Raw genomic sequence first — 22,938 nt, forward strand, 5'->3', positions numbered from 1 at the left:
GTTATGGCAGCAAAATTAGTCCAAATCAGTACCCAGTACCATACATTTGTCGACGACCAGGTGTTAACCAAGGACCAGTTGAATGAGTTTATCAGTTATTTTGAAGATCAGGATCGCCTGTCCCGGATCTTTTTGAGCGGAGTTGGCCTGGTGTGCGGCTTCAGGCTCAGGTTCGACCCGGCCAAACCGTCGGTAACGATTAGCCAGGGAGCGGGTGTCACCACCGATGGCGATCTGATCAATCTGTACGGGAACCTGACCGGCACAGGCTTGAAATCCATCGATCTGGAAAAGATTGAATACGCGTGGGTGAAGAAATTCGAAGATCATTTGGCCAACTACCACTTTTTTAAACGACTGGTCACCATCGACGGGAATGTACAGGAAGAACCGCTGGACTTATGGGAGATCCTGCCCGGGGAATCTGAAACGACCAAGCCGCTGAATACGCTGCCCGACCTGAAAAATAAAGTGGTGCTGTTGTACCTCGAGTCGTATGCCAAAGAGGGAGACCTGTGTACGGCCATCGACTGCGACAGCCAGGGCGTTGAGCAGGTGGCCCGGCTTAGGGTGTTGCTGGTTTCCAAAGCCGATGCCGCTTATATCGCCTCGATCGATTCCATCTATTCAAAACACAATCAGGATGATGTGGCGGTTAACCTTCCGCCCGTTGCCGTTCCTCGGGTGGTGCTGAGCCAGTTAAATACCTCGAACTACAACGAACTGAAACGGGCATACCATACGGCGCTGGTACAAAACACGAATTTGATTGCCGGCCTGACAGAGGGAATCAGCAAAATGGCTAATGCGTTTGAGCCGGTTCTGAAATTAAATATTTCATCGTCGGCCCTCGATAACTACCTGGCCAAACTAAAAAGCATCGTTAATTTCGGACCATACAGCGTTCCGTTTAACATCCAGTACCGGTACGATTGTATCAAAGACATTACCGATACCTACAACGAAATTAAATCCTTGCTGCTTTCGCTGAAAGAGGAATGTTGCCCCGATATCCATGCCTTTCCCAAACACCTGATGCTGGGGTGCCTGGACGAAACCGAAGATGACCTGAAGAACTACCGGCATCAGTTTTATGCTTCGCCCATTCTCAACGGCGGAACCAGTCGTGTTGAACAATGCCGGACCCTGGCGTTGCGGCTGTTCCGGCTTATTTCCGATTTTAAAACAACAACGGGCGAAACCCGGATCACCCCATCCAATAAATTACCGGACCTGGGTTTCAGGGCTATCCCGTTTTATTACGAGTTGAAGGACGATTTTCTGACTCGTTGGAACTTCTTTAAAACAAAAAAACAGGCGGAAAAAACAAATTTATCCTATCATCGATCAGCCCTGGCGCCGATCCCTCACGTGCAGGAACCCTTGTTGTATAACACCGACCGCTTTGATTTTTACCGGATTGAAGGGCACCAGGGAAAAGATTACCGCAAGGCGCTGGAGGAAATTGACAGCCTGAAACGGAAATACGGTTTGTCGTTCGATGTCAAAGCCTTATCGTTGAACATGAACCAGGAAACTCTTAATGTTGATGACTACGAATGCGAATTTGAAGATTTGAATGTATTGCTGAAAGCCTGGACAACCGAGCAGGAATGTATCCTGGGGCAGGTAGCCAGCTTCTTTTCGGGTTTTAGTGTTGCTCTGCCGGGAGCCAATGTGAAAGAATCGCTGGCGGCAGGAAGACTGGCAAGCTCACGTTTGTCTGACGCTTCGGTCGGTTTTGTGTCCGGTTTGTCATCCGGAACAACAACGGGAACGAAAGAAAGCGCCCAACTGCTGGATATTTCCGCATACAAGCTGATCAGTTCAGCCAAAAGCAATGTCATCGTCGACAACCTGACCCTCGACAACGACGCCTTGGGGAAGGTGATGAAGGCCGCGCTGGAGGAAACCAAAGGAGGTTCGGTGAACGACATTATTGCCAGGGCGAATTTCCTGGTTGCCGACGCGGTAAATACCGATGCCTGGAAAGAACAGCCCGAAATAAAGAAATTTGTAATTGACGGGTCGATCGAGTTAATGGCCTACACCCACGTGTTGTCGCAAAAAATGCCCGGGCTCATCCGGGATGTGAACATTGCCGCAGTGAACACTTACAAGCTGACGATGGAAGAACTTTGTGTCAGGGTAAAACGCCTGAAAACCAGTTATCAAAACCTGGAGCTTTCGTCGACCCTGAAAGCCTTGATGCAGGTGTTGATTATCCAGCTTTCGTCTATTTGCTGTTCGGCGAAGAAACTGGAAATTTTACTCGATGAAATCAATAAACGGAAAGAAGCCATCATCATCCGCTTACAACTTTCAAAATTCATCGATAAACATCCCGGTGCTGAGCATAAAGCCGGCGTAGAACCGGGAGGTACCTTTATTCTGGTTTATTTAAATAAAGTTCAACCAACACCGGGAACAGCTCCTGCCGGACTTGCAGCCGCCTCAAGGGAATTGCTCACCTCGGCGGCATCGCTTTCGGTAAGCCGCATTTCAACAAACCTGACCCATCTGGTTTCAACCGAAACCTCCGTCGGTAACTTGCCGGTGGCCGAAAGGGTGGAATTAGCCGGAATAAGGGGGCAGGTGATCCCGGCTGCCGATGTGCCCGACAATACGGTGGTTGCCGATTTTTCGCTTCCGTATATGTGTTGTTCCGATTGTGCCCCGGTTAACTTTATTGTACCCCGGCAACCTGTTTCATTGCGTTTGGAGCAGGATCATTTCTGCCTGGGAAAAGATGTCAGCCCGCTTCTCTTTGAAGTTTCTCCTGACGACGGCGTCATTAAAGCCAATCCGGAAACGGAAGGAATGACCATCGAAGGAAATAAGCTGTCGTTCGACCCGGAAACCTTCCCTGATGAGATGTTGGGTAAAACCATCCGCTTTACGGTGAACGACCAGATCACGCAAACCGAAATAACCGTGTACCGGGCTGTTCAGTTTGATTTTGAAGTCCCCGAATCGCCTGTTTCCGAGACCACCATCACCTTCGTTCCAACCGGGAACCTGGATGGAGCAAGCTTTCTGTGGAGTTTTGGCGACGACAACCTGTCAACCGAACGGAATCCGACGCACACGTACCGGCTGCCGGTAAATAATGAAAACAAAGTCATCGTTTCGCTTACGGTGACGGCTCCAAACGGTGTTTGCCATGCTACCGTTGAACACGAAATCGTCTTTAAAATGGAAGATACAAAGATCAGTTTAAAGGATTCCGATTTCTGTGAAAACGACAAAACCAATTATCCGTTCGAAATCACTCCGGCAGGCGCACAGGCTAAAATTGAAGGAAAAGGCGTACAACAAAATACTTCCGGAACGTTCGTCTTTATTCCGGCAATCGCGGGGCCCGGCCCGGTTGAGTTTGTATTAAACGGTGCGCCTTCGGGCCTGCTTGTAACCGTGCATCAGGCTCCTGTGGCTGCATTCAGCCACGAGCAGCTTGGTAACCAGTTGATCCTGACAAACAATTCGACTGGGGCCAACAGCTACATCTGGAATATCAACGGTGATAAACTTGAACGAAGTGATTCGAGCCCGGTGGTCATTGGCTTAACGCCAAACAGCCCGACCGGCTGGCGGGTCGGCCTGGCTGCTATTAGCCAGTTCTGCGGCTCAGCCGACTCGGGTACGGTCAGTTTCGAAACCAGGTTTGAAGAAGAACCGGCCAATCAGTGTATCGACGAAACCAAAGGCGCTCTGCTGGTTGACCAAAAAAGGCTGAGCGGGCTCGACTTCGATTCCGACTTTGTTCATCCGATCTGGTTGAAGACAATGGAGTTATACGGAGGATCGGGAACATTTGGCAACGGGGTACTCAACGACATCGACAATTTCCTTTCGGGAAAGAACAATCCGATGTTGCCCGATTTATTTATCGGTTTATTGTCCGAGACAGCCGAAATAATCGCCCGGCTTCATCCCGAAGAAAACAAGGAAGAATATCCCCGGATGCTTGAGCTGTTCCGGCTACAATTGCAGTTGTTCTATCACATCCTGGGATGTCAGGATCCCTCGGTGGTTAAAGAAACCGCTGAATTTATCCAACAGGTTTTTGATGTCATCCTGGATATGCTGAAGATGTTGAAAGAGAGACAGGTAGAGTTTTCTGAAAGCTTAAGGGACTTTCTGAAAATGTATATCGTGAGGGTGAAAGATCTGGAAATAGTCCTGAAACATGTTGAAATCATTTTGAATGAAAACCTGGTCTAAGATGAACGAAACGAGTCATATCATCGAGAAATTAATTCTGGAGGTCAATACCAGCCGTATCGATACGGCTCATGCGATCAAAAACAGCATTGACTCATTTTTTAACAGGGAACTGAGTCCTTTGCTGGAAAAGCTTTTCGCTGAATATGACCTGCCTGATGCCATTTTGCGCTTCGACGAACTGCTCATTGACCTGTCGGTAAGCGACTGGACAAATACCAGCCAGTTGAAACTGGATTTAACCGACCGCCTGGACAAGCGGCTGAAGTCGTCCATCCAAATTGATTTCAAATCGGGGAAGCCCGTTTTTTCGGTCATCAATCAGGAGGATATCCGGGTTCGTAGTCTTTCGGTGACGGAGAATTACGCCGAAATCTTCTTCTATTTTCTGAAAAACGGCTGTTATCCCTGGTACGGTGTGGAACAACAAATCCGTGAACTGGAGAAAAAAGAAAATTGGGAAAAGTTTTTTGCCAATAAGGCATTCGTCAGTAAGCTGAAAGCTTTGACACTTGAGTATAATTGGATGTTTCAGCGGTTTGTCTGGCAATTTCCGACCGAAATGATTCTGGCATTTCTGTCCAAAATCAATCCTGTTCTCGTCAATTTTGAACGCGATTTGCTGAAAATGACCCGTAAGCTGAATGCCGAAATCAGAAATGAGCTGCTGCTGATGCTTTTTACCATTTCAACACAACAGGAAACAACCAGGGTGGTATCATCGATTCAACGGAATTTTGAAAAGCTGAAGGAAAAAAACGATCGTCGTCCGGCGGTTTCCAGTCTGCCCGACGTGTTGAGCCACCTGATCATCCTTACCGTTCCCAAAAAGGTCATTTCAAACAAACAAATTCAGGCGATCATCAGCCAAAGATTGCCGGGAATTTCAGGAAAAGGAGATCCGGGTATCGAAACTCATCCTTCCGGTCGCCGCGAAAACAGGGAGGCAACGGTCAGCAAAAAACCGGATGAGATTCAGGAAATCGCTGTCCCGAATGCCGGATTAATACTGGTTCACCCCTTCCTGAAACAATTTTTTAAACAGATTAGTCTTACCGACGGGCAGAATCATATTCGATCCGAAAAACTGGCGGTGGCGGTGCAAAGCTTGCATTACCTGGCAACAGAGAATGAGGACTTTTTTGAAGGGAATCTGGTCCTGGAGAAATTTCTGTGCGGAATACCTCCCGGAATGCCTGTCCAAAAACGAAGCAAACTGACCGCTAAAATCAGGAATGAAGCAAAAATCCTGCTGAACGAAGTCATCAAAAACTGGCCTGCTCTTAAAAATACGTCCCCCGACGGTTTACGTCAACTGTTTCTGCAGCGAAACGGAAAGTTGATCCGGGAAAAAGAAAACCGCTTCAGGCTGGTTGTTGAACGTAAAGCCCAGGACCTGCTGCTGGAAAAACTGGCGTGGAACCTTTCGCTGGTAAAATTGCCGTGGAGAAAAGATTTGTTGTATGTTGATTGGTAGTACGTTATGAAAACGAGAGTAAACATGAAGAGATGGAGGGACAGACGGAGCTCTCCTTTTTTTAACGCCCGGAGTATTTCCGGCTTTTTTGGTTTGCAAACAAAGTTATCGGTGGGAGAACCGGACGATAAATATGAAGTTGAAGCCGACGCTGTTGCCGACAAAGTGGTAAACCGGTCAGAATCACCTGCTCCGCATTTTTTTGATACCGGAAATCCGAATCCTGTTCAGAGGCTGTCTGCCGGGCCTGTTTTGGAAAATCCGCTGGCAGAAACCATAAGTCCGCTGGTGCAAAAGCAACCGGATGAAACGGAAGAGCAGCTGCAAAAACAATTCGGAGACATTCAAAAACAGGAAGAAGAAGAGGAGATCGCTCAAATGCAGGCGCTTGGCGAAGAGGAAGAAATTCAGGCTCAGCAAGGACAGGGTGTCGAAGGTCCCGAAGAGGACAAGTTTACAGAAGGACAGGTGGAAGAAGAGGAAGAAGTGCAGGCAAAACCGAACGGCGGAGTGATGGCAAGTCCTTCAACCGAGCATAAACTGAAAAACAGTGGGCGAAACGGGAATAAGATGGATACTGCCACCCGGCATGAAATGGAGCGCGGGTTCGGTGCCGATTTCAGCAAGGTTAATATCCACACCGATTCGAAAGCGGTGCAACTGAGTAAGGAACTGGGCGCGCAGGCCTTTACCCATAAAAACGACATTTATTTTAATGAAGGAAAATACAGGCCCGATTCGAATGAAGGAAAACATTTGCTGGCGCACGAGTTAACGCATACAATCCAGCAAACCGGGGCGATTCCTGTTAATTTACAGTTTACCATTGGCGACGGACACGACCTGACGGCGGCCCGTTTTTCGGGCGATGCCGTGCTGGAAGCTTGTCTGGATAACGAGCAGTTGCTGCGGGTCGGCGACAGCGGACCGGCGGTATCGCTTGTGCAGCAGGCCTTGGTCGATGCCGGATTTCCGCTGCCCCGCTTTGGGGTGGATGGTATTTTTGGAAACGAAACCCGAAGCGCACTGCGGGATTTTCAGCGGGCTTCGACCTTATCGGCCGACGGAATATTGGGTCCCAATACCATGTCGGCCCTCGACGCGTTATTTTCGGGCGGAGCGCCAGCCCTGCCTCCGCCAATTCCGGTTGTTCCCCCTCCGGTAAATCCGCCAGCCATCACATCGGAAACCATCAAAAGCGCTCCCGACGGAAGTCCCGATACCAGGCAAGTTGTCGGAGTCGGCGAACGTGTACGCTTTACGGCCGATACCAGTGGTACCTGGTCGGTTTCTGATGGCCGTATTATCGGGTTAGATACCGGGGCCAACGTTGTTTGGGAAGCGCCGCCGGTGGCAGCCGCCCCGACGATTACGCTCACAACGCCGGGAGGAACCCGGGTCGTTCCCTTTACCGTGATTGCGCCTGATGCGTTAAGCATGGTAGTGGCAACGCGCGATGCCATCCCCGCCGGTACCGCCGGCGCCTGTATGATCACCGATGTGACGGTTAACCCCTTGAATGTCAATTTCGGACGCACCCAATGGCTCGAAGTTCCCGGGCCGGCAACCAATGTTTCGGGTTATTTTAACCAGTTTGCCGCCGCAACGATCTTCCATAACCCAAATCCCGATTATCTGCCGTTCAACGACAACAACACCGGTTTGCGCGACCACGCAGCCTGGGAGGAAGTACCCCCGCCTTTTTCTTTCGGAACATTCGAATGGGTCATCCCCAACCGCTACAAAATCGACGGTGAATCGGATGCGCAGGGAAGGGTGTTTACTAATACGGTGCAGGCTTTTACCATGTTCCCGGGCGGAACCATGATGATTACCAAAGCAGGAGCGTTTGTTATCCGGTTTATCAATAATACTGTAATTTCTGTATGACGGATGAGCTACAAATAGAACTCCTGGTCAGTTCAAATACCATTGAACGAAAAGATTTTCCGGATTTTCGCATCGGGATGGATGTTGTTAATAACGAGCCGGTTGAGCTTCATTTTGATGTATCAAAAACAAGATTGTATGTCAACTCAAAACGGAATATTGCCTGGGATTTAGCGGTGCAAAACGGAACGATCGTCAATTTCAGTGTTCCTCCGGGAAAACAAAAATCGGTACAGTGGCCGTTGGGCAAGGCTTTGTTTGAAGCTCCCGGGACGTATCTGCTGGAATTGCATTGGAAATCAGTGATATTGAAACAAACGGTGAGAGTGTTGAAAGGTCCGGTATAATATGACAAAATAGCCGCTATGTTTGCTCCGAAAGAAAAAAAATCTGCTTCTCATGCTTCATCCTCCGGGTTGGGTTTAACGAATATACCGTTTTTTCAGCCCCGTCTGCATGTCGGCCGGCCCGGCGACAAATATGAAGCGGAGGCCGACCATATAGCCGATCAGGTGGTTAACCATCCACAAACGGAAAATCAAACTTTTTTTTCGCCTGCCGTTTCTCCGGCCGTTAGTTCGGGGCATTCAACTGCGGTTCAGCATAAATCCCCGGCCGAAAGCATTACCCCCGTCCTTCAGAAACAGGAAGAAGAGGAAACGATGCAGATGCAGCCTGTTGAAGAGGATGAACTGATACAAAGCCAGTCGGAAGATGAAGAGGAAATAATTCAGCAGCAGCCCACGGAAGAAGAAAATTTTATCGCGGAGAAAACGGGGAATGTCGTTCAGAAGCAGGAAGAGGACGAAGATAGCCTGCAGGCGCAGCCTGTTGAGGAAGAGATTACCGGGAATATTGAGAAAAATGACGAAAAGTTACAAAAGAAAGAGCAGGAACCCGTTCAGTTTAAGTCCGATGGAAACAATGAAACTCCACCCGGTTTTGAAAGCAGTCTGAGCAACAGTAAAGGCAACGGTTCACCTTTGCCCGGTGGCGTGAAAAGCCAGATGGAGGCGGGTTTTGGCGCCGATTTTAGCCAGGTGCGTGTCCACACCGGTTCGCCGGCCGTCCAGATGAACAAGGCGGTGGGGGCGCAGGCTTTTACCCACGGGAACGATATTTATTTCAACGAAGGAAAATTTAACCCGGAATCAACATCCGGCCGGCACCTGATCGCCCACGAGCTGACCCATACCGTACAGCAGGGGGCTTCGGTGCAACCGAAGATGATACAGAAGGAGGAGGATACGGAAGGGGGAAGCGGCTATAACAGGGACGAATTTTCATTTAGTCTTCCCAATAAAGGTCAGTTTGATGTAACGATTCCATCTTCAGATAAAATCACAATATCAAAATTACCCTTGGTTCCGGTTAAAGTACAATTCCATTCCGGTTCATTTACCCGCCCAAAGAACTACAACAGGAGTGGTCAGCCAAATGATCAGTTGGACTTATGGAAATCCGGATTGGAAAATTCATCGGGGATATCATCATTTGTTGAATCGAAAGGAATTGTTGATGCCAACGAAACGAATATCCTCCGCACTCCTGATGGTAATGGAGGAAGATTAAGAAGAATAATCGGGAATAAGCCTGCCATGCAAAGAGAACTTACTATTCCTTCATGGAGGAGTAATGGCAGGGGAAGATGGTTTCAGGTCGATCATAAAAAGGAACTTCAACTTGGTGGCGAAAATAATTTGGAAAACCTTTGGTTGCTGAATGAGGATTCGAACAGAAACGCAGGTTTTAGCATTCAGCGGACAATAAGGTCGATTGCAGCCAAAATTGGCGAACATGAAAGGGATCCAAGAAATCCTGATGTCAGAAGTAGTTTGAGAAATGCCGATGCAGTGATGCAAAATTTGGATATGGAATTTCAGCAGGCTGTTAGGGATGCAGGATCAAGTGCCTCTGAGTCACCTAGTAGTTGGACATCGGATGATATAAGATCAGGGAATCACCTGTCAAACAGCGTAAATATCCAAAGAGAATTTTTAAGCGATTTAGGATCAGCAAGGGCAGTAATGGTTTTCCCTTTTGCTGCAGGAGGTGTAGGTAAAAGATTTAATAACAATGAAAGTGTAGTACGCGATGAAAGGCTATGGTTAAATCCTTGGGTTATCACTGCAAAAAGTTTTAATACAGATGATGGGAGCGAGCAAACGCCTACCTTAGGAACTTTTCAAATTGAGCTGAAAAATAACCCTGTCGCAGAAGCTGTAGCTTCTGAAACACTGGCCATAAACCGCTTTTCGGGGGCACAGTTTGCAGGATACATTGAAGTGGATAAATTTTTTCTACAACAATACGCTCTTGACGGGTTCGGTATCAAGAAATTCAGCCCGGTTGAGTTTAACTCTGCCCGTTTCGATGATGCCAATGGGATTACAATAAATGGAAAAGTAAATCCGACATTAGGATTAATTGAAGATTGCAGCTTGGATTTGTTGATTAGAAATGGAGATATTCGAGTGAGTAAAACGTTTACTGCAGGCGATTTTAATTTTCCCAGCCCTTTTGAAATCAGGGAGTCAAGCCTTACACTTTTCCTTTCAATTACAGACGGTCTTGGCATCGAAGGCCGGGTCGATTTCGGTATCGACCATGTTGGCGAAGGCCATATCGGCGCGGCTGCTTCCACATCGGGCGGTTTTGAGCTGGAAGGCGCTTTTAACTTCGATTCCGAACTGTTCGACCCCGCCCGAATCAATGTCGAATACAAAGACAATATCTGGACCATTGGCGGGACCATTGGCATCCCCGAAGGCAAAATCAGGGGCGTTAAAAACGCAACCATCACGGCAACATACAGCGAAAATACATTCTCGGCTTCGGGCGAAGCAGAACTGGATATTCCGGGTATCCGGCGGGGAAATATGGAAGTCACATACAGCAACGAAGGATTCTCCATCGGCGGCGAATTCCAGTTGAGTGAAGACATTCCCGGAATCAGGAGCGGAAGCGTTTCGGCGACCATTTCAAAACAAAACGGCGAAGAAGGATACAACGTCCGGGTTTCGGGTACGGCCGAACCCGACATTCCAGGAGTTGACAGTTCGCTCACGGTGACTTACGATAACGGGGCGCTGACCATTGAAGGCTCGGCAGCTTACAGCCGGGGAATGCTTTCGGGTACCGTCAACATCGGCGCCACCAACCGGACTATCGGCGACGACGGGCAGCCTTCGGGCGATCCCGACGATACGATGCGGGTGTATGGCGGAGGCAGCCTCACCTTAACGCTTACCCCCTGGCTACAGGCCACCGCCGGGGTGAATTTCCTTCCAAACGGCGAGATTGAGGTGACCGGACGGATTGGTTTGCCAAGCAGCGTCGATGTGTTCGACCGGAGATCCATCGACCGCAACCTGTTTACCGTCCCGGCGATTGAAATACCCATTTTTGCCATCCCGATCGGGCCCCGAAGCATTGGGCTGGTTGCACGGATCACCGGAGGACTGGATTTCTCAGCCGGTTTCGGGCCTGGACAACTCCGGGATTTGTATGCCGATGTGACTTACAATCCCGACCGCGAAGAGGAAACAACGATTACCGGGCATGGCGAGTTTGCCATTCCTGCCGATGCCGGACTTACCCTGAGGGGAGACCTGGGGCTGGGCGTCAGCGTGGGAATTGCCAGTTTGACCGGAGGCATTGAAATTGCCGGCACCCTTGGACTGGAAGGGGAGGCGGCAGCCGAGGTGGATGTAAACTGGAGCCCGCAAACCGGCCTGGCGCTCGATGCGACCGGAAGAATTACCGTGAACCCCAAGTTTACCTTCGATATAAATGCCTTTGCCCGCGCCAGCCTCGATCTGTGGGTGAAGACGATCTCCAAAACATGGCGCTACAACTTGGTTTCGTTCTCCTGGGGACCCGACATTCAGTTTGGAATCGTATTCCCGGTGCATTACCGCGAAGGCGAACCCTTTGATATGTCGTTTGACGATATTGAGGTGATTTATCCGGACCTCGATGTGGTGGAAATGGCAAAAGGACTGGCAAGAGATATAAAAGACCGCATTTTTGATTAAATTGTATAAAGTATGGACAAAGTGGTTGAACAACTGAATAATGAGGGGGTCAGCTTATTCTTAAACGGCGATTTTGAGAAAGCGAAAAACAAATACCTGGAGGCCCTGGACTTGTTCCCCGGCTACCCGACAACGCTGAACAACCTGGGCATGGTGTTTTTACAGGAAAAAAAGTACCAGGAAGCGAAAACCTGTTTCCTGAAAGCCAGCCGGGAAAAAGAAAATTCAACCTATCGTCTCAACCTGGGGCACGCTTATGCTAATCTTAACCGCCTGGAAGAAGCGGAACAGTGTTATTTGAAAAGCGTTGAACTAAATCCCGGGTCGCTCATGGCCTGGAAAAGCCTGGCAGCCTTGTATCAATTTCAAAAAAAATACCGCCATTCGGTCAATGTTTGGCAAAACATCATCGGGAATTACAGCCGGGATCCCTATTGTAAAATTCAATTGGCGAAGGATCTGATCGCCTTGAAAGAATACTCTCAGGCGCTGGCCCTGATTTCCGAAGCTGCCGGTTACGAACAATACCAGGACCAGGTATGGTACGTTACTGCGCTGATTTATTTTTTCCAGAATAATTTTGGATTGGCCGAAACAGCCGTAAACAAGGCTGTCGCCATGAATCCCGGCAACGAATCCTACAGGATGCTGGCCGCCGCTGTTTATTTGGGACTCTCGCAGCCCGATAAAGCTCTGGGACAATGGGATTACCTGTTGGCGGCAAACGAAAACCTCCATCACGTGCGGATTGATAAAGCCGTCACCCTGTTGGCTCACGGTTTTCGGCAGGAAGCCTTACATGAATTAAACCTGGTCTTGTTGAAAGACAGCGCCCAGGTGAAAGCATTGTTTTACAAAGCGCTGATCTTGATGGAGACGGGTACGGACGAAGAGGAAGCAACCGGCATCCTGACGGCGCTTCAGGCGGGCGGTCACGATTTTTCGGCTAAAGCCTCTGAATTATTGTCAAAATTGAAAAATAACCCTTAGAATGATATTTTATGAAGTTAGATCAGGTGATTTCATTTTTAGATAAAGCAATAAAATACAGGTTGGATCTGGAATTTGGAAAGCAACCGGCCGAACCCCAGCCCTTTGATTTTGGCGCCAGTTCATCGGAGCTCCTCCGGTTTGTGCTGGAAAATCGTTTAACGGGCCACGAGTTGGTGACCTTGTTGCTGGCGCTTGTTCCCCATATCGATCCGGGATTCCTCAATTCGGTGGTTGCCGGTTATTTGCCAAACGGCGGCGATTTTCCCGAGTTTGGCGGTGTGAAAGGGAAAAATCACCGGGGCATCTTACCTACCGGCGAAACGCTTTTATTTATCCTTGCCGGAAAAGACATCGAGAAGCGGATTGAAGTATCCAGGCTCTTTGACGAGAGCCATTTGTTTTCCCGGCAAAATGTGCTTTCCCTTGAAAGAACAGGGGAGGGGGAGCCCCGGATGAGCGGACGCCTGGTGATGGACGAAGAATATGTCGACCTTTTTACGACGGGAAAGATATCAAAACCCAAGCTGAGCAGCGACTTTCCGGCCGAATTGATCACCACCCGGCTGGAGTGGACCGATCTGGTGCTTCAGGAGAAAACATTTTCCGAAATCAAAGAGATTGAAACCTGGCTGAAACACAACGATACGCTGCTGAATGAGTGGAAGATGAAAGGAAAGATAAAACCCGGTTTCAGGGTGCTCTTTCATGGCCCGCCCGGAACGGGTAAAACCATGACCGCTTGCCTGCTGGGTAAATATACCAACCGCGACGTGTTTCGCATCGACCTGTCGATGGTGGTTTCGAAATACATCGGCGAAACCGAAAAAAACCTGTCGAAATTATTTGACAAAGCCGCCAATAAGGACTGGATCCTGTTTTTTGACGAAGCAGATTCCATTTTTGGCAAGCGTACCAACGTACGCGATGCACATGATAAGTATGCCAACCAGGAAGTTTCGTATTTGTTGCAACGTGTCGAGTCTCACGCCGGGCTGGTCATTCTGGCGTCAAACCTGAGAAACAACATCGATTCTTCCTTCACCCGCCGGTTTAATTCAATCATTGAATTTGAAAATCCGGGAATTGCCGAACGCGATATGTTATGGAAAAATTACATGCCATCTTCCGTCTCTTTGGACGAAAAAATCTCATTAAAAGAAGTGGCCAGGAAATTTGAAATTACCGGGGCCAATATTGTGAATGTGATTCATTACGCCGGGTTAAAAACCCTGGAAAACCGATCAACGACAATCTCTTACAACGATCTGATGAATGGAATTCAGAAAGAATTTATAAAAGAAGGGAAAATGATCCGTATGGATTAACTGAATCAAAAAAAACTAAACATGAATACCTTACGAATCAGTTTGGATGCCGTTACCATTGACGGGCTGACGCTGCATCAAAGTATTTTATTGATTTTAGGATGCCTGGTCTTTCTGGCAGTTATCCTCTTTATCCTGGTAAAAATCAGCCAGGGTCAAAAGATGCCAAAACAAGTGTTTTTACTGGTCCTGATCTCAATTCTGATGATCGCCTTCCCCGGGGTCAATAAGATTTCCTTTATGGGATTTTCGGTTGAATTACAAAAAGAAATAGATCGGCTGAAAGACGATCCATCCAATCCGGAAGCCCGGGATAACCTGATTGAAATGGTTTCGAACAGCGATGAATCAGTGATCTATTCGCCCAAGAACCTGACCCGGATGGCCGAAGCCAGAAACATGCTTGGCGATTACCCTGCCGCTATACGTGATGCAGAAAAAGCCTTGCAGAAGAGCCCGGGTTATGCTCCGGCTCAAAATGTTCGGGCAATCGCCGAAACTGGCCAGGCCATCAATGTTTTGGAGCAAAATCCAAATGATCCCCGCGCGATCATGGTTTTGGAACAGAATGCGAGGGTACTGGAACGTTTGCCTGTTCAGGATAAGTATACCGAACTCCGGATTGCGGAGGCTAATTTACTGACCGGAGAAACGATGAAAGCCAGAGAACGTGCTGCAACCGTCCTGTATACAAATCCGGATGATGCGAAAGCCGCTGAAATTATTCAGTTGACCGAAACCGCTGAAAATATTCAGCGGGTAAGGGAAAACCCGGCTGATACGATGGCCCGGTTAATGGTGCAGGAGGATATCCGAAATTTGGATACACAACCAACCAGGTCGGCCACCAAAAGTATCCTGTCGGACAGGGCCAGGAATTCACTCAAAATGGTCGACCCGTAGCCCCGCTTAACCGGAAAATTTTTAGCGCCAATCATCAAAATATAGGAACCCATGTCGAAAGTAAAGTTCACTCAAACCTTAAAAGACGAATATGTTCATCTGTTTAATCATTGCCGCATTGCCGGGGATAAACTCGGCGCGGTAGAGCAGATCATCCGTCAACTGGAAAATAATCAGCCGCGTTACGCGCAGGTGGGCGCATTGTTAAATGTCCCCTGGTATTTTATCGCGGTGATCCACAACATGGAGTCGTCGCTGAATTTCGACCGGCATTTGCACAACGGCGATCCGTTAAGCGGGCGGACGATCCATGTGCCGGCCGGTCATCCCAAACAGGGGCAACCGCCCTTCAGTTGGGAAACCAGCGCTGCCGACGCCCTGAAGTTACGAAACCTGCACCGGTGGACCGACTGGAGTGTAAGCGCCCTGCTTTACCAGCTCGAAGGTTACAACGGATGGGGCTACCGCCTGTATCATCCGCACGTGTTGTCGCCCTATTTATGGAGCTTTTCCAATCATTACGCCAGTGGGAAATATGTGGCCGACGGCACCTGGTCCGATTCTGCTATCTCAAAACAGTGCGGGGCGGCAGTTATTCTCCGCCGGATGCTGGAGCTGAAAATGATTGAAATTGAAGAAGAAAGCATCATGGTCGATCCGGAGTTACCGCTGGTGTATTATTCGCCGGATGGAAAAACGGAATATGGCGAGAAATTGCAGCAGTTTCTAAACCAGTTTCCTGGCGTGTTTATAAAGGAAGATGGTTGGCCGGGAGAGAAGACCTCGGATGCGTTTAAAAGAGTTACCGGGAATTACCTGCAGGGCGACCCGAGGGCATGAATTGAAATCGGGCAGCTGACATACGAATACATAACCCTTAAAATAGATCACAATGAACAAAGAAGAGAGAAAAGCCAGAAGGAAAGAGAAAAAAGAGCAGCGAAAAATCCAAAGGGCTGAAAAACAGGAGCAATTTAAATTGCTGGTAAAAGCTGCCGAGCAGGTCGATATTCAGGTCGATCTGGATGGATCGCCAAAATTTGTCGATGTGTTTAATCAGGTTTGGCCCGTATTACAGCCGGCGCTGAACTATCTGAAATTACTTTCCATTACCGGGCCCAAAGTGGATCAGGCGCTGCAATTTGTAATCGATCTGGGAGTCCGTATTTCAACCGGTTCGGCATCCGAAGAAGAACAAACAGAATTTATAAAAAAACTGGATCTTGTTTGGGGCCCCTTGAAAATCGGCCTGGGAATCGCCAAATCGTTTACAAACGATAAAGTGGATGATATTTTGGACAAAATCATCGAAATCGGCGATTGGATAACCGATAACGAAGATAATCTAAATTAAATACTATGGCAGCACAATTTCGTAACCTGATATTCGAAGGCGGTGGGGTGAAAGGAATCGCCTACATCGGCGCGATGCAAATTCTGGAGCAGCGAGGCATGCTTTTTCCTATAAAGCGTGCGGGGGGCACCAGCGCGGGCGCGATTAACGCCCTGATATTCTCCCTGGGGTATAACATCCGCGAACAATTGGAGATTATGGAATCTACAAATTTTAAAGAATTCATGGATAATTCTTTCGGATTGATCCGGGACATCAGGCGACTGGCCAAAGATTTTGGGTGGAATAAAGGTGACTTCTTCACGAAATGGATCGGAAACCTGATCGAGAAAAAACTGGGAAGCCGCGATGCCACTTTTGGCGATCTGAAAGCTGCCGGTTTGCCCGACCTGTACGTAATTGGAACCAATTTATCAACCGGTTTTGCCGAAGTTTTCTCTGCCGAACGGCATGCCGGTATGCCGCTTCATAAAGCTGTGCGGATCAGCATGGCTATTCCCTTGTTTTTTGCGGCTGTCAGACATGGCGACCGGGACGACGTGTATGTCGACGGCGGGGTGATGCAAAATTTTCCGATAAAACTTTTCGACCGCGAACGCTACATCGATATGGACGACGAAAGCGGAGCTGCCCGAAAAACGGAATATTACAACCGGGAAAACGCAAAGCTTTCGTTAAGCAATCCCGGCAGGAGCCCGTATGTTTACAACCGGCAAACCCTGGGCTTGCGTCTCGATTCTCAGAAACTGATTGCGGCATTCCGGTATAACGAACCCCTGGAGGGAAAGCCAATTAAAAACTTTACCGATTATGCCAAGGGCTTGATGAATGCCATCATGCAGGTGCAGGAAAATCAGCATTTGTATGGCGACGATTGGCAACGGACCATTTATATCAATACGCTCGATGTGAAAGCGACCGACTTTAAGCTGACCGACGAGAAAAAGAAAGCATTGCTCATCCAGGGGATTGATGGAGCCGAAAACTATTTCAGTTGGTTTGATAATCCGGACGAACATCCGGTAAACCGTGTGTAAAATCGATCTCCGGTTCAGATGATCATTGCTTTTACAGCTTCTTTGATTAACTCGGCTGTATTTTTGGCATTTAATTTTTGTCTCAAATGTTTTCGGTGGGTAATGACCGTTGTCTCACTGATATTTAGTTTATCGCCAATGATTTTCGCAGAATCTCCATTGGCGATATATTTTAATACTTCTGCTTCCCGGGGCGAGATATTGCCGAGAGGTTCAGCTTTACTTTTTTGCTTTTTTTTCCGGATTATCCCCGCGATTCTGCCCGCGGATAAAATCAGCACATACAGGTTCACATCCATCCATTCTTCCTTTTGGTCCTTGATGCGAAATGAGAAACTTTTCTCGAAATCGTTCAGGTTTTCACCCGTCAGCTCTTTTTTCGATTTGATAAATTCAATCAGTTCGCTTAAAAAATTCGAGTAATCTGACGGGTAAATCAGGTTTTTTAAGAATAAAATGCTGTCATGGAAAAGACCATCGCAGTCGAGACCGGTTATTTCTCTGAAAGCCGGGCTAACATGCCGGCACAGATCCTTATCCAGGTCGTAAACTATATCGAGCTCTTTTGCTTTTAACTTAAAGCGTTCAAAAAAATGGTTTAACTGTGTTTTTTCGTCAACTGGTAGTTCTTCAATTTCATCACCAACTGTCTGGTATCCCTTCATAATATCTTCCCCTATAATTACTTGAATTCTATCTGTTAATCTCGTAACTAAATCTTAAAACGGGCAATACGCTAAAGTATTTCAGGGTTTGGGTTATTGCGGTTTTTTAAAGGTGCATCAATGGTGCGCGACCTAATATTAATCAGGGGTAATCAAGATAGGTGACCCTTCTTTTTTGTGTTGTTTAACATGTATTTACATGGGCCTAAAACGGCCAGATAAGCGGCACTAAAATTACAGAAATCAGAAAGGCCAGAATGTTCAGTGGCAAGCCGGTTTTCGTGTAATCGGCAAACTTATAATTTCCCAGGCCTTGCACCAGGAGGTTAGTTTGATAACCGATCGGAGTTGAAAAACTGGCAGAAGCGGCAATACAAATTGTAATAAAGAAGGGTTTGGGATCGGCATGTAATTGCTGAGCAGCCGAATAGGCAATCGGGAAGATGAGCGCTGCAGCTGCATTGTTGGTAATTACCTCGGTAAAAATGGATGTAATCAGGTAAATGGTAATCAAAACGCCGATTGGTCCGAAGGATTTTGAGAAATTGATGGCTGTTGTTGCGATGGAGTCGGCGGCGCCGGAGTTTTGCAGCGCTTTACTGAGTCCAAAAGCACAGGCAATGGTGATCAGGGTATCCCACGAAATGGCTTTCGTGTATTTCCGGTTTGGCAAAATATTGATCCAGGTCATCAGTACGGCTACAATGGCAGCAAAATAAAACATGTCGGGTTTTTCACCATTGATGTCGGGCAGGTAACGGCCAACCGTGGCCCCAATAATCATTAACAACACCAGCAGTAAAGCGAACAATCGTTGTCCCCGGTAGCGGGGTGGGGGTATTTCTCCGATAAATGAAGTCAGGTAGAAACTTTTCGATTCGCCCCAGTTTTTGATAAAATTTTCGTTGGTAAGCAAAACCAGGCTATCGCCGTCTTTCATTCTGACAGAGCCAACGTTGGTGGAGATGGTTTCTCCGTTCCGGTAAACCGCCAGGACCTCGGCCTGGTAGTGGCTCAGAAAGTCAAATTCGTCGATCGTTTGGTTTATTCCCGGAAAACGCGGGGCAATGACGGCTTCGATGTGTTTAATGTCGGTGCTTTTATAGAATTTACCAAAGCCCTTCATTGCTTTTAGCTCCAGTTGCCGGTGTGTAATCAGCGGAACCAGCGCTTCCGATTTTACAGCAACAACAAGCTTATCGTCCTGCTGAAGTTCAAATTTTCCTTTGCGGGTGTCAATAATAACGCCTTCGCGTTCAACCGAATGAATAATCACATCCTTGAGTTGCTGAGATCTTCCGTTGTTTAACAGCTCACCAACCAGCGAACTGTTTGACGAAAGGGTGGCATCCAAAAAATATTGTTTGTAATCCAGCCGGTTTCGTTTATTATTGTTCTTTTTACCCGGTAATATTTTGTGTCCGATAAAAGCCATGTAGATAAAACCGCCCAGAGCAATCCAGATTCCTACTTTACCCAGTTCAAACATATTCAGGCCTTTCAAGCCGTTATCCAGCATTAAGCCGTGTACGACCAGGTTTGTTGAGGTTCCGATTAATGTGCAAAGTCCTCCCAGTATGGTGGCATACGATAACGGGATTAAAAATTTCTGAGGTGAAAGGTTCATTTTTTCAGCCCAGTTTTTTACCATCGGTGCAAAGATAATCACGACCGGCGTGTTATTCAGAAATGCAGAAATAGCCGAAACAGGGATCAGTATTTTAGCCAGCATGACCGGCATTCGTCCCCGTCGTCTCGGAAGAAAAGCTTTGGCGACAATATTCAAGGCGCCGGTTTGCCTCACCCCTTCGCTAACCAAAAAGAGCGCTCCCACCGTGAGCATTCCTTTGTTGGAGAAACCGGCCAGGCTCTCCTGCGCATTAACGACCCCCGTTGCCATTAAAACCACCAACGCCGAAAACAACAACATCCCCGGCCTCATCCAGTCATTTACCAGGGCGATAATCATGATCACGATAACAGCAAGGACGAAGTAACCTTCAAAAGTCATAACGGGAGTTTTGCCAGCAAAGGTAGGTTTATTTGCTTAGGCTGGTATGGAGTAAAATACTTATTTCGCTGCCGCCTGAGGCGAAACAAAAATTTTGACAATCATTAATGATCTCATTATCTGGAAAGAATTAAAAAGAAAAACAGGAAAGCTGTTTTTTTGTGCTTTTTTGTTTTGTATTTTTGATTTTTCGTCTACTTTTGCACCGCCTTTAAACAAAAAGGCACACCAATAAGGATGACTCAGTAGCTCAGCAGGTAGAGCACATCCCTTTTAAGGATGGGGTCCTGGGTTCGAATCCCAGCTGAGTCACCAAAAAGAAAGTCAAAAAGACTTAAAAGCGCTTAAATCAACCGGTTTAGGCGCTTTTTTATTTTGCGGAAGGCACCAAAATATTCAATAAATCGGATCAGATGATATTTCTGGTGGATTAAATTTTCAAGCATAAATTTTAGCGACTCTGAAGAGGAAATATTTTGGATCACTTCAAAAAGTAGGTGGAGAAAAAAAATAAATCCGTTGACTAAATGTTGACTAAAAAATAAAAAGAATGCTACTAAGATATTCTTTTTCAATTGATTAAGTTTTGTTTTTGTGGTTTACGCCAGAACAACTCAAAGAACTTTTCAAGGAAAGTTTCAAAGAATTAGCAGGGCAAATAAATTTAGCTGATATGTCTCCTGCCAAAACAGATAATTTAGCTAGTCCTTGCCTGCAAGAAAAGATTAATGAAGTCTTTCTTACCAGACAGCAAACTGCAAATTATCTGCAAATCTCTCTTCCAACTCTTCATCAGTACACGAAACAGGGTTTGATTAATTCGTATCGTATCGGAAATAAAATACGGTATAAACTTACTGAGATAGAGGACACGATGAAAAAACGCAACTATGGAAGGAGGGCTTAAGCATGAGGCACAAAAACGATTATTCCGCGATAGTATTCTTTGAAACACAAAAGCCCAAAAAATGGGCATTTATTCACAAGCTCAGCACGTTCCGAAATTTTTTGGACAAACAACATTCAAGCTGGGAATACATGAATGTTTACGATCGGAGAAATAAAACATTTTTAAGACGACTACACAAAGATGAAGTAACACCCGACTTTATCGAAATATCATGTTGAATCAATCAAAGAATGTAACCAAAGCAAAATGAGAATTAGTCTTGTTGACGATTGAAGGTCTGGATAGGGATATCCGGGCTTTTTTTTTAACCTTTAAAATCTTACAGAGTAAACCTTCAGAATTGGTATTTATAATAGTGTAACTTTTCCGATTGGGAAGGGGGTATTGCAAAAATGACCATTTGCCAAATCCGAAATCAAAAGCAACCCGATAGTTTTAATTTTTACCAGCCTGCTTCAAGCTGGTTGACAAATGAAAATTGTAACTTGCAGCTTTTTATAACAGAACTGAAATAAGCAAATGCCAACATTACACTGGATAGGAAAAGAAAAAGTCATCAATCATCACATGGATGTTCCGTTTAAAGTTTTGGAACATTCTTATGGTTTCGATAATGGAAAACAAACCAATACCGAAACCCAAAGTGGTAACAAAATAATTCACGGTGATAATCTCGAAGCCTTAAAAGCCCTTTTGCCGGAATACGAAGGAAAAATAAAATGTATCTACATTGACCCGCCTTATAACACAGGAAACGAAAGCTGGGTTTACAACGACAATGTTAACGACCCTAAAATAAAAAAGTGGCTCGGTCAGGTTGTAGGCAAAGAAAGCGAAGATTTAAGCCGGCACGACAAATGGCTTTGCATGATGTACCCGCGTTTAAAATTGCTGCATAAATTGTTGGCAAATGATGGCGCAATTTTCATTTCAATTGATGATAATGAACAAGCTAATCTGAAATTGATTTGTGATGAGATTTTTGGAGGTGGTAATTTCTTGGCAACAATAACTTGGCAAAAGAAATATGGTCCTGCTAATGATGCAAAATATTTATCTGAGACACATGAGTATGTTATCTCTTTTGCAAAGGAAAAGACTCTATGGAAACCTAAACTTGTTCAAAGAGACGAAAAACAATTAAAAGCATTCAAAAATCCAGACAATGATATAAGAGGATTGTGGAGAGCAAGTGACCTGTCTGCAAGAACATATTCTGCATCAACGGATTACCCCATAGAGGGTCTCAGTGGTGATATATTTTATCCTCCGAAAAGCAGATCTTGGATTTTTACAAAAGAACGGTTTCTTGAATTACTTCAGGATAATAGAATAACTTTTGGAACAAATGGTAAAGGAAGACCGATGCAAAAGAAATTTTTATCTGAAGTTAAGCAAGGCATAACTGCACAAACATGGTGGGATAGAGATTTTGCTGGTGATAATAAAATTGCTCGATATGAATTGAAAGAAATCTTTCCAGAAAATCCCTTTGACACACCTAAGCCATCAAGTTTATTGAAGAGGATTTTTGAAATTTCTACAGATTATGATTCATTAATACTTGATTCCTTTGCTGGTTCTGGCACAACCGCCCAAGCTGTTTTAAACCTAAACAAACAAGACAGAGGCAACCGAAAATTCATTTTAATTGAAATGGAAGATTATGCCGAAAACATAACAGCCGAACGGGTAAAACGGGTAATAAAAGGTTATGGAGACAATAAAAAAGTTATTGAAGGAACAGGCGGTAGTTTCGACTTTTACGAGTTAGGCCGACCGCTTTTCAACGAAGACGGAAACTTAAATGAATCAGTAGGCATTGATAAAATCCGTAGTTACGTTTGGTACACCGAAACAAAAATGACATTCGTTGAACCTGAAAAATCGGATAACAAATACTTTTTGGGCAAAAAGGACGAAACAGCCTATTATTTCAACTACGAACCAAACGAAATTACAACGCTCAATCATGAGTTTTTATCGACTGTAAAAACAAAGTCGGAGCAGTATGTAATTTATGCCGATAACTGTTTGCTTACCAAAGAATTTATGAGCAAGCACAATATTATTTTCAAAAAAATACCACGGGATATTACCCGTTTTTAAATA

15 protein-coding genes and 1 tRNA gene are annotated in these 22,938 nt (G+C 46.3%); 14 read left to right on the forward strand and 2 right to left on the reverse strand.

What is annotated here, in order from left to right:
- The first annotated feature begins 3 nt into the window (after nucleotides 1-3).
- From ACOIT5_RS14625 to ACOIT5_RS14675, 11 genes are read left to right on the forward strand one after another with little or no spacing between them, the layout of a single operon-like run.
- Complete coding sequence (locus ACOIT5_RS14625) at nucleotides 4-4,224, forward strand: PKD domain-containing protein (protein WP_423126901.1); 4,221 nt, start codon at nucleotides 4-6, stop codon at nucleotides 4,222-4,224.
- A complete protein-coding gene (locus ACOIT5_RS14630; protein ID WP_423126902.1) occupies nucleotides 4,208-5,701 on the forward strand; it encodes a contractile injection system tape measure protein in 1,494 nt (497 codons plus the stop codon). Before ACOIT5_RS14625 ends, ACOIT5_RS14630 begins: the two co-directional genes overlap by 17 nt.
- A gap of 24 nt (nucleotides 5,702-5,725) precedes the next feature.
- Nucleotides 5,726-7,591: an eCIS core domain-containing protein gene (locus ACOIT5_RS14635; RefSeq protein ID WP_423126903.1), complete on the forward strand. Its 1,866-nt coding sequence runs from the start codon at nucleotides 5,726-5,728 to the stop codon at nucleotides 7,589-7,591.
- Nucleotides 7,588-7,938 (forward strand): hypothetical protein, encoded by a 351-nt coding sequence (locus ACOIT5_RS14640; protein ID WP_423126904.1) that lies wholly within the window; start codon nucleotides 7,588-7,590, stop codon nucleotides 7,936-7,938. The genes ACOIT5_RS14635 and ACOIT5_RS14640 overlap by 4 nt, the downstream gene beginning before the upstream one ends.
- Nucleotides 7,939-7,956: 18 nt before the next feature.
- Nucleotides 7,957-11,628, forward strand: a complete 3,672-nt coding sequence (locus ACOIT5_RS14645) for an eCIS core domain-containing protein (protein WP_423126905.1) — start codon at nucleotides 7,957-7,959, stop codon at nucleotides 11,626-11,628.
- 12 nt (nucleotides 11,629-11,640) lie between these two features.
- Nucleotides 11,641-12,618: a tetratricopeptide repeat protein gene (locus ACOIT5_RS14650; protein ID WP_423126906.1), complete on the forward strand. Its 978-nt coding sequence runs from the start codon at nucleotides 11,641-11,643 to the stop codon at nucleotides 12,616-12,618.
- Nucleotides 12,619-12,629: 11 nt separating this feature from the next.
- Nucleotides 12,630-13,946 carry an ATP-binding protein gene (locus tag ACOIT5_RS14655; RefSeq protein ID WP_423126907.1) on the forward strand — a complete coding sequence of 439 codons (1,317 nt, stop codon included), beginning with the start codon at nucleotides 12,630-12,632 and terminating at the stop codon, nucleotides 13,944-13,946.
- 21 nt (nucleotides 13,947-13,967) lie between these two features.
- Nucleotides 13,968-14,849 carry a hypothetical protein gene (locus ACOIT5_RS14660; RefSeq protein WP_423126908.1) on the forward strand — a complete coding sequence of 294 codons (882 nt, stop codon included), beginning with the start codon at nucleotides 13,968-13,970 and terminating at the stop codon, nucleotides 14,847-14,849.
- A gap of 51 nt (nucleotides 14,850-14,900) precedes the next feature.
- Nucleotides 14,901-15,689, forward strand: a complete 789-nt coding sequence (locus tag ACOIT5_RS14665) for a hypothetical protein (RefSeq protein WP_423126909.1) — start codon at nucleotides 14,901-14,903, stop codon at nucleotides 15,687-15,689.
- A 52-nt stretch (nucleotides 15,690-15,741) separates the two neighbouring features.
- Entirely contained in the window at nucleotides 15,742-16,203 is a 462-nt protein-coding gene (locus ACOIT5_RS14670) for a hypothetical protein (protein WP_423126910.1), read from the forward strand.
- 5 nt (nucleotides 16,204-16,208) lie between these two features.
- Entirely contained in the window at nucleotides 16,209-17,240 is a 1,032-nt protein-coding gene (locus tag ACOIT5_RS14675; protein WP_423126911.1) for a patatin-like phospholipase family protein, read from the forward strand.
- Between the two features lie 14 nt (nucleotides 17,241-17,254).
- Here ACOIT5_RS14675 and ACOIT5_RS14680 read toward each other — a convergent pair whose 3' ends face one another.
- Both ACOIT5_RS14680 and ACOIT5_RS14685 read right to left on the reverse strand, forming a co-directional pair.
- Complete coding sequence (locus ACOIT5_RS14680; RefSeq protein ID WP_423126912.1) at nucleotides 17,255-17,905, reverse strand: LuxR C-terminal-related transcriptional regulator; 651 nt, start codon at nucleotides 17,903-17,905, stop codon at nucleotides 17,255-17,257.
- Between the two features lie 205 nt (nucleotides 17,906-18,110).
- Nucleotides 18,111-19,916, reverse strand: a complete 1,806-nt coding sequence (locus tag ACOIT5_RS14685) for an SLC13 family permease (protein ID WP_423126913.1) — start codon at nucleotides 19,914-19,916, stop codon at nucleotides 18,111-18,113.
- A 239-nt stretch (nucleotides 19,917-20,155) separates the two neighbouring features.
- Between ACOIT5_RS14685 and ACOIT5_RS14690 the strand changes: the two genes are divergently transcribed.
- From ACOIT5_RS14690 to ACOIT5_RS14700, 3 genes are all read left to right on the forward strand, one after another.
- Nucleotides 20,156-20,231: transfer RNA gene (locus ACOIT5_RS14690), tRNA-Lys, on the forward strand.
- Nucleotides 20,232-20,589: 358 nt separating this feature from the next.
- Nucleotides 20,590-20,823: a helix-turn-helix domain-containing protein gene (locus tag ACOIT5_RS14695; RefSeq protein WP_423130620.1), complete on the forward strand. Its 234-nt coding sequence runs from the start codon at nucleotides 20,590-20,592 to the stop codon at nucleotides 20,821-20,823.
- 522 nt (nucleotides 20,824-21,345) lie between these two features.
- A complete protein-coding gene (locus tag ACOIT5_RS14700) occupies nucleotides 21,346-22,935 on the forward strand; it encodes a site-specific DNA-methyltransferase (protein ID WP_423126914.1) in 1,590 nt (529 codons plus the stop codon).
- The last annotated feature ends 3 nt before the right edge of the window (nucleotides 22,936-22,938 follow it).

Origin of the sequence: Gaoshiqia hydrogeniformans, from assembly GCF_049347105.1 — a bacterium.
Classification (GTDB): Bacteria; Bacteroidota; Bacteroidia; order Bacteroidales; family Prolixibacteraceae; genus Gaoshiqia; species Gaoshiqia hydrogeniformans.